General features: G+C 38.6%; 11 protein-coding genes. 2 read left to right on the top strand and 9 right to left on the bottom strand.

The annotated features are described in order from the left end of the window. Window positions 1-16: 16 nt before the first annotated feature. Window positions 17-2,569: an ATP-dependent Clp protease ATP-binding subunit gene (locus tag ON09_RS07985; protein ID WP_010600533.1), complete on the bottom strand. Its 2,553-nt coding sequence runs from the start codon at window positions 2,567-2,569 to the stop codon at window positions 17-19. A 566-nt stretch (window positions 2,570-3,135) separates the two neighbouring features. Between ON09_RS07985 and ON09_RS07980 the strand changes: the two genes are divergently transcribed. Both ON09_RS07980 and ON09_RS07975 read left to right on the top strand, forming a co-directional pair. Further along, a complete protein-coding gene (locus tag ON09_RS07980; protein ID WP_010600532.1) occupies window positions 3,136-3,456 on the top strand; it encodes a hypothetical protein in 321 nt (106 codons plus the stop codon). Between the two features lie 53 nt (window positions 3,457-3,509). After that, window positions 3,510-5,033 carry a DUF4394 domain-containing protein gene (locus ON09_RS07975; RefSeq protein WP_010600531.1) on the top strand — a complete coding sequence of 508 codons (1,524 nt, stop codon included), beginning with the start codon at window positions 3,510-3,512 and terminating at the stop codon, window positions 5,031-5,033. Window positions 5,034-5,085: 52 nt separating this feature from the next. On the opposite strand, the gene ON09_RS26615 is transcribed toward ON09_RS07975, so the two are convergent. From ON09_RS26615 to ON09_RS25635, 8 genes are read right to left on the bottom strand one after another with little or no spacing between them, the layout of a single operon-like run. Then, the gene (locus ON09_RS26615; protein ID WP_316927784.1) at window positions 5,086-5,712 is read right to left on the bottom strand and encodes a phytoene desaturase family protein; all 627 of its coding nucleotides are present in this window, start codon (window positions 5,710-5,712) and stop codon (window positions 5,086-5,088) included. Continuing rightward, window positions 5,639-6,508: a phytoene desaturase family protein gene (locus tag ON09_RS26610; protein WP_316927783.1), complete on the bottom strand. Its 870-nt coding sequence runs from the start codon at window positions 6,506-6,508 to the stop codon at window positions 5,639-5,641. The genes ON09_RS26615 and ON09_RS26610 overlap by 74 nt, the downstream gene beginning before the upstream one ends. Then, on the bottom strand, window positions 6,508-7,962 hold the full coding sequence (locus ON09_RS07965) for an MBL fold metallo-hydrolase (protein WP_010600530.1): 1,455 nt from the start codon (window positions 7,960-7,962) through the stop codon (window positions 6,508-6,510). The genes ON09_RS26610 and ON09_RS07965 overlap by 1 nt, the downstream gene beginning before the upstream one ends. After that, window positions 7,962-8,732: a hypothetical protein gene (locus ON09_RS07960; protein WP_029204200.1), complete on the bottom strand. Its 771-nt coding sequence runs from the start codon at window positions 8,730-8,732 to the stop codon at window positions 7,962-7,964. The genes ON09_RS07965 and ON09_RS07960 overlap by 1 nt, the downstream gene beginning before the upstream one ends. A 4-nt stretch (window positions 8,733-8,736) precedes the next feature. Then, complete coding sequence (locus ON09_RS07955) at window positions 8,737-10,182, bottom strand: hypothetical protein (protein ID WP_010600528.1); 1,446 nt, start codon at window positions 10,180-10,182, stop codon at window positions 8,737-8,739. An 18-nt stretch (window positions 10,183-10,200) separates the two neighbouring features. Continuing rightward, a complete protein-coding gene (locus ON09_RS07950) occupies window positions 10,201-11,514 on the bottom strand; it encodes a hypothetical protein (RefSeq protein WP_010600527.1) in 1,314 nt (437 codons plus the stop codon). A 10-nt stretch (window positions 11,515-11,524) separates the two neighbouring features. Next, complete coding sequence (locus tag ON09_RS25640; protein WP_202947130.1) at window positions 11,525-12,151, bottom strand: RagB/SusD family nutrient uptake outer membrane protein; 627 nt, start codon at window positions 12,149-12,151, stop codon at window positions 11,525-11,527. Beyond that, a complete protein-coding gene (locus ON09_RS25635; protein ID WP_202947129.1) occupies window positions 12,081-12,881 on the bottom strand; it encodes a RagB/SusD family nutrient uptake outer membrane protein in 801 nt (266 codons plus the stop codon). Before ON09_RS25635 ends, ON09_RS25640 begins: the two co-directional genes overlap by 71 nt. Between the last annotated feature and the right edge of the window lie 17 nt (window positions 12,882-12,898).

The following is a 12,898-nucleotide window of genomic DNA, read 5'->3' as shown; positions in this document are numbered from 1 at the left end:
AGTCGGGAGCTTTTTTTTATTTACTTGAAGAATCTTCTTCTTTTTTAGGCTCTTCTTTCTTCTTTTCGCCTTTTTTGTGATTTACTGAAATCAACTCTGTTTCTTTATTGTAATCAATTTCCAAAACATCGCCTTCAGTTAATTCACCTTTGAGTATTTCTTCTGCGATCGGATCTTCTAAATATTTCTGAATGGCACGTTTTAACGGACGGGCACCAAAATTACTATCGAAACCTTTATCGGCAATATAATCTTTAGCATTATCAGTTAATGCAATTTCATAACCTAAAGTATGAACGCGACCGAATAAAGCTTTTAATTCGATATCAATGATTCTGAAAATCTCATCTTTACCTAAGCTATTGAAAACGACTACATCATCAACACGGTTTAAGAATTCTGGAGCAAAAGCACGTTTTAAAGCACTTTCTATTACGCCACGACTGTGAGATTCGGCCTGGTTTGTTTTCGCAGATGTAGAGAAACCAACTCCCTGACCAAAATCTTTTAACTGACGGGCACCAATGTTAGAAGTCATGATGATGATTGTATTTCTAAAATCAACTTTACGACCTAAACTATCTGTTAATTGTCCTTCATCTAAAACCTGTAATAAGATATTGAAAACATCAGGGTGAGCTTTCTCAATCTCATCTAACAAGATTACAGCATATGGTTTTCTTCTAACTTTTTCAGTTAATTGTCCACCTTCTTCATAACCCACGTATCCTGGAGGCGCTCCCACTAAACGAGATACTGCGAATTTCTCCATGTACTCACTCATATCAATTTGAATTAGCGAATCATCACTATCAAACATGAAACGAGCCAGTTCTTTTGCCAATTCTGTTTTACCAACACCAGTTGGACCTAAGAAAATAAATGAACCGATTGGTTTTTTAGGATCTTTTAATCCTGCTCTGGTACGTTGGATGGCTTTGGTTAATTTCTTAATGGCATCATCCTGACCAATAATTTTCTCCGCAACTTTATCGTACATATTTAATAGCTTTTGGCTATCGGTTTGTCCAACACGTTGTACCGGAATACCAGTCATCATGGCTACAACTTCAGCAACATTATCTTCAGAAACTTCGTAACGTTTTGTTTTAGTTTCTGCTTCCCATTCCGCTTTAGCTTTATCTAATTCTTCAATTAAATTTTTCTCTGTATCGCGTAATTTTGCTGCTTCTTCATATTTCTGGCTGCGAACAACTTTGTTTTTCTCTAACTTAATATCTTCGATTTTTGCCTCGATATCGATGATGTTCTGAGGAACGTGGATGTTTGTCAAATGCACTCTGGATCCTGCTTCATCTAAAGCATCAATTGCTTTATCTGGTAAGAAACGATCAGAAATATAGCGAGATGTTAAAGTAACACAAGCTTCAATTGCTTCTTGAGTATAAGTTACACCATGGTGTTCTTCATACTTGTCTTTAATGCGGCTTAAAATTTCGATAGTTTCATCAGGTGTAGCTGGCTCAACCATTACTTTCTGGAAACGACGATCCAACGCACCATCTTTTTCGATATACTGACGATACTCATCTAAAGTGGTAGCACCAATACATTGAATTTCTCCCCTGGCTAAAGCAGGTTTAAACATATTTGAGGCATCAAGTGAACCTGAAGCACCACCAGCACCAACAATAGTATGAATCTCATCAATAAATAAAATTACATCGGTAGATTTTTCAAGCTCGTTCATCACGGCTTTCATACGTTCTTCAAACTGACCACGATATTTTGTACCAGCCACTAACGATGCTAAATCTAAAGTAACTACACGTTTGCCAAAAAGCACACGTGAAACTTTACGTTGTACAATGCGCAAGGCCAAACCTTCTGCAATTGCCGATTTACCAACACCTGGCTCTCCAATTAAAATCGGGTTGTTCTTTTTTCTACGAGATAAAATCTGCGAAACACGTTCAATTTCCTTCTCGCGGCCAACAATCGGGTCTAAGCGCCCTTCTTCTGCTGCCTTGGTTAAATCACGACCGAAGTTATCTAAAACCGGTGTTTTTGATTTAATATCCGAAACCTTTTTAGGTGTACTAAAGCTCTCTTCTTCACGATAATCATCATCGCCACCCGTAGATGCGCTGTTTGAAATATCATCTCTGAAACCATTTTTATTCACTTCAACCTCCTGTTTAAAAACATCATAAGTAACACCATACTGTAACAATATCTGCGAAGCAATGTTATCATCGTCTCTCAAAACAGATAACAACAAATGCTCTGTGCCAATTAAATCGCTTTTAAATATTTTAGCTTCTAAGTAAGTAATTTTTAAAACTTTTTCTGCCTGTTTAGTTAACGGAATATTGCCTAAGTTAACTGTAACACTCGAAGTACCGCGAACAGCATCTTCAATTGAGCGGCGCAATTTACCGGTATCAACTCCTAACGATCGTAAAATTTTTATAGCCATGCCATCGCCTTCGCGAATGAGGCCCAATAATAAATGCTCGGTTCCAATGTAATCATGCCCTAAACGGAGCGCTTCCTCCCTACTAAAAGAGATTACATCTTTAACCTGTGGTGAAAATTTTGCTTCCATAATACCTTTCTTAACAGCTACGTCCCTAAACTATAAAATAAATTATAAAAAGAGTACCTGCTGTTTTCTTTATTTTATCAACAATTGCGCCATATAGGTGGATAAACAAGCTTTTGAAAGACTTACTACCCAGAAATTAACTTAAGAATCGCGTCGTGATAAATATCGTGTCCGTTATATCTATCTACGTAATAAGTGTTTTGAAGGTTTTAAAGCAGATTTTTTAATCTTTCTACAGCTTAACCTAAAATTTTGTCGGTTTATTGTAAGGATATTTATGCAACAGGAAACTGACAATTTGTAACCTTTTGCACAAGCAATTTACAAGTTTTGACAGAAAAATAAAAGTTTGTGACATCTTTTAACAAATAATACTCCAAAATTTTTTTGATACTAAATAATCCTATCACTTGATGTTAAACCATACAAATAACTATTTGTGAAGGCGTTTTGTTTTTAAAGATGTGGCCTTAGATCATTTAGTTCGCATTATTTCTTTGCAATAGAAATCTAAATAAATTTTATTTACGTAAGTGCTTATGAATCCAAATTCGTGGATCATAACTATGGCACCTTTTTACCAACGGTATTTCATTGTACTTCTTTTACTACTTGCATTTGCAGGTAGGGTTGCGGTATATGCAATTCCCGTTCATAAGATGTCGAAAGAGTTGATCCAAAAGAGTTCTTCCGCTGAGAGTGAGAAATCCGAATCATCAGAAAAACAAAATCAACTGGAAGATAAAGTTAAACTTGCTGATCTGCATTTAAACAATATCACAAATTTTGATTTTGCTTCCTCTGGCAATGCCAACCAACATTCTTTCTCTGGCAACTTCTTATTGGCTTATTGCCATCTTCAAATTCCCGAACAACCCCCAAAATAGCAGCTCACCTGGCTCCTATTTATTAATTCTATACTTAATTAAACATTAAAATCATGATGAAAACTAAACATTTTTTCATAATGGCTTTGCTTGCCCTTATGACACCTATTTTATTCTCTGCCTGCAAAAAAGACAGAAACAACCCTACCGAAACACTTGTTCCGGGACCAGACGTAAATTTTTATGCGCTAACATCTGACAGCAAGTTGTTGTTGATCAATGCAAAAAATCCATCTTCTGTTAGTGCAACGGTTAGCATTTCTGGTTTACAACAAGGTGAAACACTTTTAGGAATTGATTTCCGCCCGGCAACAGGCCAGCTTTATGCTGTTGGAAGCACAAGCCGTTTATATGTAATTGACTATAAAACCGGTGTGGCAAGATCAATTTCTGCTACTCCACTAACACCAGCAATTAGCGGAACGTCAGTGGGTTTTGATTTCAATCCAACTGTTGATCGCATTAGATTGGTAACGAATACTGGTCAAAACCTGCGTTTAAATCCAGAAAGTGGAGCGGTGATGATTGCTGATGGCGCTATCAACGGCGTTACAAATGCAAGAGTTTCTTCGGTGGCTTACACGCAAAACAAAGCCGGTGCAACTGCAACAGTGCTTTTTGATATCGACGCCGCAACTGATAAACTTTATAAACAAGATCCGCCGAATGATGGAAAATTAGTTGAAGTTGGAAGTTTAGGCTTCGACGTAGAAGATGCAGGTGGTTTCGATATTAACCCCGATGGAACCGCAGCACTTGCTGCATTAACTGTAGGAGGAACTTCTGCATTATTTACGATTGATGTGAACAGTGGAAAAGCTTCGAAAATAGGAAACCTGCCTGCGAACATTACGGCTTTAGCTATTCCTACCGAACCAGTAGCTTATTCGGTATCTAACAATAATGAGTTATTAATTTTCAACCCATTGGCAGCTACGCCAACGGTTAGTGTAAAAACCATTTCCGGTATTCAAACTGGCGAACAAATTTTAGGAATTGATTTCCGTCCGTTAAATGGACAACTTTACGCTTTAGGAAGCACGAGCCGTATTTATACAATCAACACTTCATCCGGCGCAGCCGCGGTTGTGGGTACAGCTCCATTAACCACATTATTAAGCGGAACACAATTTGGTTTTGATTTTAACCCAACGGTAGATAGAATCAGAATTGTAAGTAATACAGGTCAAAATTTAAGATTTAACCCATTAGATGGTAGCGTAACTGTTGATGGTGTGCTGAACCCTGCTACAACTGGAATTACTGGTGCGGCATATACCAACAACTTTGCGGGTGCAACTACAACCGTTTTATTTGATATCGATTCAAATAGCGATAAATTGGTTAGACAGGATAACCCAAATTTAGGATTATTGGTTGATGTTGGTGCCTTAGGCATTAACGTAGAAGGAAGCAACGGATTTGATATTGGCGGTACAAGTGGACTGGCTTATGGCTTATTTACCGTAGGTACAACACAGCGAATTTATAGTGTAAACTTGACTACCGGCGCTGCTACAGCTGGTGCAACCATTACAAATGCCTCAAGAGGATTTGCTTTAGGTTTAGGCTTTTAGTGTTAATTTTTTTTAAATGTAAGATGCCCTTCGGATTTCGGAGGGCATTTTTTTATTTAATATCTTTTAATACAGCATTAGCGGCATGAAATCCGCACATACCATGCACACCTCCTCCAGGAGGCGTACTTGCAGAGCAAATATAAATACCGTTGGCAGGTGTTCTATAAGGCGAAACACTTAAAATTGGGCGACTGTATAATTGAGCCAGATCTAAAACACCACCATTGATGTCTCCACCAATATAATTCGGATTGTAGGCTTCAAATTGGGCAGTATTGATTATATGCCTATCAATAATAGTGTCTCGGAAACCCGGTGCAAAACGTTCAATCTGTTGCTCAACTGCATTTGTCATATCAACCGTAGAACCATTTGGAACATGGCAATAACCCCACAGAACTTGTTTCCCTTTGGGTACACGATCTGCATCAAACAAACTTTGCTGAGCAAGCAAAACAAAAGGATTTTCTGCAATTTTCCCATTAAAGGTCGCCTTTTCAGTTGCTGCAATCTCATTAAATGTTCCTCCTAAATGAACTGTTCCGGCTTTTCTGCAATCTGAAGCAGTAAAAGGAACAGGTTCACTTAATGCCCAATCTATTTTAAATACGCCTGGGCCGTAGCGAAACTTCTGAAGCCTTTTTTTTGTAGATGGAAGGCAAATGATCGCCAGCAATTTCTATCAATTGTTTGGGCCCCGTATCAAAAATTACCGCTTTCGCGGGTGGAATTTCACCATAAGACCGTACCATCCAGCCCATTTGCACCTTTCCGCCAAGAGACTCAAAGTAGCTAAGCAATGCATTTGCTATAGCCTGTGATCCCCCTTTTGGCAATGGCCAACCTTTTAGGTGCCCGTTTGCCATCAATACCAGGCCCACTGCAGCAGTTGACAATTGATCGAGTGGTAAAAAAGAATGCGCTGCCATTCCGGCAAATAATGCTTTTGCTTCTTCTGTTTTAAATCTGTTCGACAGCCATTTAGCTGACTTCATCGCAGAAAGACCAAATTGTAGACTTGCAATAAGTTCTTTAGGAATTTTAAATGGGCCTAAAATATCTTCAGCTAATTTTGGCCAATTCTCAACGATTGGCTGCATCAAATCGAGATAGTCTCCTTTGTCTATACCCAATCCATTGGCCGTTTCATATAGTGAAGATTTGAGCGAAGCACTTGTTCCATTATCAAATGGATGAGCTGCCAGAACGGGTGGATTAATGTATTCTAATCCATAGTCGGTAAGTGGCAGCTGACTGAAAAAAGGTGATCCGGCGGCCATTGGATGAATTGCCGAACAAACATCGGACAAATATCCTGGGAAAAATTCCTTGGAACGCATACCGCCACCAATTTGTTCTGATCCTTCGATTAATAATACCGATAATCCACTTCGCTGCAACTGGATCGCACAAGCCAGTCCATTCGGACCTGAGCCTACTACAACAGCATCATATTCGTAATTTTTCTGCACTAGTGGTTGGGTTTGTGTGAGGTACCTGTCTTTTCGAGATCTAAAACGGCTGTTCCCAAATCATAAACAGCGTGGTTTGGAAATTTGTTCTTAATAATACTGCTCCCCGCAGCAGAACGATAACCCGACGCACAGTTAACTAAAATTGGTTTATCCTGAGGGATTTTATTTAATTGATCTTTTAAATCCTGCAAAGGAATATTAATTGCACTTTTAAAAATGGGCTCATCCCTAAACTCTCTTTCTGTTCTCACATCAATGATAGTGTAGGTTGATTCATCAATAGCGCTTGTTGTAGTTTCATATTTTTCGAGCTTTTGTCCGTCTACGAGATTGTAAATAAAAGCTCCTGTTATATGTTGTTCATAACCGATTTTTGCTGTTTTAGCAATCACTTCTTCTAGCACACGCTTATCGGCTGCGACGAGATAGAAACTCGTATTGGGAGGAATTGTACTGCCTAACCAGGTTTCGAACTTTGCACCATTTTGTAGATTGATCGCATTTTTTAAATAAGATTTTTTAAAAACCGATTCAGGTCTGGCGTCAACAATAATGCTATTTTCCGAAGGTACAAAATTCGTCTCAAGCAGCTTTACACTGGCAATACTAGTTGCAAAGCCAGGCAAGCCTTTGATGTTCCAGGCCACATCATATGAAAAATATTTAGGTGTGAATGGAAGATCATTTAAAATATTTTTAACGAACTCCTCTTTGGTTTTTATCTGAAAAGCTGGATTATGAGCTTTTTCATCTCCAATAGTAGAGCTTGCAGCGTCCCGGATCGCTTTCCCACAAAGAGAACCTGCACCATGAGCAGGGTATACAATTACTGAATCAGCAAGCTTCGCAAATTTTTGATGGAGGGTATCAAATAATTGTTCGGCCAATCGTTTGCGCTGTGTGGTTGCATCCGTTCCAATTTCTCTCAAATCTGGTCTGCCAACGTCTCCAATTAATAATGAATCTCCTGAAAAAACAGCGATATCTTTTCCGTTTTCGGTAAGTACAACAGCGATGTGGTCTGGTGCATGGCCTGGTGTGAAAACAGACCTTAAACTAACGGAATCGCTCAGCCTTATTTTGTCCCCATCATCAAAACCGGTACGCTGGTAACTAGCTTTAGTTAAACTGCTGGCATAAATTTTTATATTATTCAGTTTTTGAAATTCCAGATGTGAACTGGTAAAATCAGCATGCGGATGTGTTTCTATAACACCCGTTACTGCTGCATTTTGAGATTTTGCATAGTCGAGGTAAGGTTTAGGATTTCTGCCCGGATCAATTAATATAATTTTTCCATTTACCAAAACGGCATAAGAAAAATGAGCAAGACCTTTATCTTGAAATTGTTCAATATGCCAATTTCTACTGCCACTAAAAACCTTTGAAGGCCAGGCTGCAGATAGCAGGAAAAATCCGCCTGCTTGCCGAATAAATGATCTTCTTCTCATCACTGAATTACAAAGTTAATTTTATCCACCCCGGTATTGCAGGTTTTTTCATCATAAGCGAAAACCAAAATCTCATAATTTCCCTTTTCTTTGATGTTTAGTTTTCCTTCGAAAAGATTGGTTTGTCCGGTGAATACTAAGGCCAAATCTTCTGTTTTAACACCCTCCTTTTTAACAATTGCCTGAACGTCAATTTTATCAGCATTCCAAATACCTCCACTTGTGATTGGGCAACCACAACTCATCGTAACACTTGCTTTGAAATTTAGCGAACCATTTTTTAAACTGGCCTGCTTGATTTGCTGGTGTGTGGTAGGTGATAAAATATCTACTATAAACCCTGGTATTTCCAGCACAATACCCTCACCTAAAATATTTTTACCGGGAATTACCCATAGCTGGGTGGAGGCATTAATAGTTGCATTTTTCCTATTCACTGGCGCCACTACTTCTATATCCACAAAAGTTGGTTCAGCGATTTTTAAATTGGCTATAAATTTTGCTGTAGCGCTATCTGTGATAGATTGTCCACGCTTTTTAGCTTGATTCATAATTACTTCAGTATTGCCAGAGCTTCCGGTAGTTAACCCCTTAGCTAAAATTTCTTTTGTTAAATGGTCTCGTACCACCACTAGTGCCCCACCAATGCCGGTGCCAATAAACTTTGCATCTTTTGCCTGCGCCCTAATTAGTACCTGCGTGTTCAGCTGGGCAAAAATTTGAAAACTCATCATCATGGCGAAAACGACGCCTACTATTTTTTTTAACATCACTTTACTTATTAAATTTAAGTTCACTTCTATCCAGTTTCGAAGCAAATTTCCTATCCACTTTATCCAAAACCACATAGAGAGAGTCTTTACGATCATTCAATCCGGAAAGGATGATCCGATTTTTTCCATCACGCTTAAAGTGCCAAACCAATTTTTGCTCCTTTACCACCTTTTCTTTCGACTTATTCTTTTTACCAGGTCCATCTTCGTCTCTTGAAGGGCGATTTTTATCCTGCAATATTAAATTCTGCGTTTTATGATCAATGGTATAATAAAGGAAGCGTCTTCCTCCGGCAATGCCAGCCAACTCATAACTCCTGTCTATATCTTTTGGATTTGGTGTTCCATTCGCTAATGAGATTGAAAAAGGCTTATGAACCTGATAAATCAAAGTACTCCATCTTTCAAAAACCACACTACGCCATCTGACTGAATCAAGCGGATTAAATGGCAATAACTTACCATTTAGTTTAAACTCTGTCACGTTGTAATATCCCGCAGCATTTGGCAGCCCTGGTGTAATAGGCTCTTTAAGTTGACCAACATGATAATGTACATCGTATCTCAGGTAAGCAAAAATGATGGTAAAAACAATTACAAAGGCATATTTAGTGGAGTAGAAAATACTGCGTTGCTTTTTCGTTTTCAACGGAGGATAATAATAGTTTGGCGTAACCTCCTTTTTCAAAATCAGCAGTCGCCACAGGTTGGGCACATATTGGATAAGTAAAAACAGGGATAAAAGGACAAAAAAACTACTGTAAACATGAACCCCTCCATCATAAGCAAAATTGGCATGGGCAATATTATAGAGTACCCCCGCAACCAATACTGCACCAATGGCAACAGTTCCCCTGAAAAAAAGCAGCACTCCGGCCACAATTTCCACCAAACCCAAAACAATTTCGTACCAGATAGACACACCTACTATCTGCCAATAAATTTTATAAGTATTGTAGTCGCCAAAATTGGTATCGAGATTGGAAATGGAAGGGTCGGGCATTTGCATGGGATAGAGTTTTAAAAAGCCGAAGGCAATAATGCCTATAGCAATGCGATAGCGAACCGCAACACGAAGCCAATAATAAAGTGTGTTATAATTTGTTCTTTTGCTTTTTCTGGCGATAAAAGTCCAAATTGAAGCACCAAGTAGTGCAACTATTAAAGCGACACCCCAGGTGGCGTAAGCACCTATTCCCCACCGCCCGCTGGGTGTTTGCAGGCTATAAAAATTTGGGCGATAACCCGTGAGGTTATTCAGAAAAGCGAAGACTGTTTTGGAAGAAATAGCTTTTGAATACCAATCGGTTGTAACCGGAATAATGAGCAAAAAAATAAAGATAAAGGCAATCCTAAACAAGATTTTCTCCCATCTGTTCCAAACCTGCCATTGGTTTGGTTCTGTTAAATTTTGTGTATGTATTTTCGATGTAACCAGCGTTTCCATAGCTTATAGTTAAATTGATTAATAAACGCTTACTTTTTTACGACGTCCTTTTTGCAACAAATATTCCTTCGGTAATTTTTTCAAACTCACCTTAAGAGAATCATGTTTTGCATCAACCCCATTTAATAAGATGATATCATTATCCGGCCTTGAAATAGAAAGTTGTAAAGTATCTGTAGGATCATTATTATTTGTGAGTTTGAGTTTCGATCCAGATAATATGTATGTATAAAAAAACCTCCCAGCATTGCCTTTAGATTCGTAATCTCCTAAACCATTTTTTTGAAAAGTTAAACTGGGTGAAACTGGATTAATTGGTGCATTAATGTTTTTTCTAATGCTCAATACATTCCATTTTTCAAAAACAACATCAACCCATCTCAAACTATCAGTTAACGAATAGGGTTTCTGTTCCCCGTTCCATTGAAAACTTTCTACATTATAAAAACCAGCTGCTTTAGCTAAGCCTGGTGTATTCGGATAGGGCCAATTGCTATTTCGATAATTAGCATAAGTAATGGTGCTGAAGAAAATTGCAAAAACTATAACAGCAAATTTTAGGGGCAGCTTAAGTTTTGGTTTATAAGCGGGATTAAATTCATCTGGCTTTGCTCTTCGCTCCTTAACCAAAAGATTATAAAGTCGCGGTGTATCGTATAATAGCAGAAATACGGAAAGGATTAACAAATAAACGCTGTAAAGTTGATCGCTCAAGTGATAGGCGTAATTGATCAACACGATATTAACCAATAACGCAGTTGCCAATCCGGCACCAATAATTGTTGTGCGCCTAAACATGAGCAACAAGCCTGCTAAAAATTCAATGGCGCCCAAACTTTGTTCATAATAGGCAGAAGCCACGCCTGTTGATAAATAGTATAACTTCCAGGGTAAAAAATCGCCGTATGCAGTGTGTAAATCACTTAATGTGGGCCCAGGTAATTGGACTGGAAAGATTTTAATGATCCCATAACTCAATAATGCAATGGCCAATCTAAACCGAACGATTACCCGCAGCCAGTAATAAAGTTCAGGTTCCTTTTGATTAATATCTTTAACTAAAAAGCCCCAAAAATAAGCTGCAATTAAGCTAATAATTAGGGCGATGCCCCAACCAGAAAAACTTCCAAAGCCCCAATCGCTACCTATAAAAAATTTAGGAACGTAATTAACAGCCTGGAAAACATCCTGAAAGTGTGACCAATCTGTTTTAAACAATTGCCTATAATAAGTTCCAGTAAGCGGAATGGTTAACAGCAATAGAAACACAAAGCTTGTTCTGAAAGCAAAGCCACGCAAAAGTTCGTCTTGTTCAATTTTAGAATCATTCATAACTCAATATTTAGTAACCTGGATTCTGAGATAAATTCGGATCGATTAATAATTGGGCGTACGGGATTGGTAACAGCAATTTATTTGGATCACTAATTCCTAAAATCGTCCCCGCTCTGCCAGTTCTGATCAAATCATACCACCTATGATCTTCAAAGGCAAATTCTAACCGGTTTTCGGATTCTATCGCCAAAATTAAATTGGCTTGCGTTGTTGCTGTTGTTCCTGTTAAGCCTGCCCTGCTTCGTACTGCATTAAGATCTCGTGTGGCACCGGCTAAGTCATTAAGTTGTGCTAAAGCTTCCGCCCTAATCAGGTATAATTCTGCAATACGAATTAAATAAATAGGATCAGTTCCAGCAGTTCGGTAATAAAGATTTCCAAAATATCGTGTAACCCCACCGGTGGTTTGTGTAAGAATCAATGAATTTCTATTTCCTGATACTGCGGTATTGAGTAATAAAGTGGCAACTGCAGGAGTCGGCGTTACCCACCCTACGCCGCCATTGCTGCTTGGCTGCCAGTTATAAGCCTGGCTATTGGTTACGTTAATATTGTATTGAAGCTCAAAAACCGACTCCTGAGTTACGGTAGCATTTGCCGCAAAAAAATGAGTTATATGGGCCAGTGAGGGCATAATTTGTATCCTCAATTAACCTTGTTGCATAAGCAGCGGCATTTGTATAATCCTTTTGATAAAGTGCAACACGGGCATGCAAAGCGTAAGCGGTTTTTCTGGTAGCCCTAATTCTATTTGTAGTATTTGGCAAAAGTGTTTCTGCCTGAGCAAGGTCTCTTAAAACCTGAGCATAAGTTTCAGCAAGCGTGCTTCGTTTAGCAAGTGTTTGATCTGCAGCTGAAGTAGTTGGTGTAGTAACCAGCTGAACACCGCCCCAGGTTCTGGCCAGATCAAAATAAGCTAATGCCCTTAAAAAATATGCCTCTCCCACCAGTTGATTTCGCAAAGTTTCAGTAAATGTGGTAGAAACAGGCAGTGCAGATACTTTTGCAATTACATTATTGGCCCTGTTGATGGTATTGTATATTGCTGCCCAGGAATTTCCTACAGCAGCTAAATCTGCCAGCACAGTGTGATTGGTAAGCTGCTGATTCACGGTTTGAGAACCCACATACTGAACATTGTCGCCAGAGAAAAGTCCCAGTGTTTGAAAAGTATAACCATAATAATCATTAGATTGAAGTTGGTTATAGATGCCACGTACGGCAGTTTGGGCTGAATTTCCATCAACAATCGTTAATTCATCAGATATATTGAGTTCTGGCTTTACATCAATAAACTTTTTGCAGGAACTTCCCACAATCAAAAGCCCTGATAATCCTAAAGCCATTAATATTGAGGTTTTCATGTGTTTTCTTTTTTGGG

Source organism: Pedobacter agri PB92 (assembly GCF_000258495.1).
GTDB classification, from domain to species: domain Bacteria; phylum Bacteroidota; class Bacteroidia; order Sphingobacteriales; family Sphingobacteriaceae; genus Pedobacter; species Pedobacter agri.
This window is presented reverse-complemented; position numbering and strand designations above follow the sequence as displayed.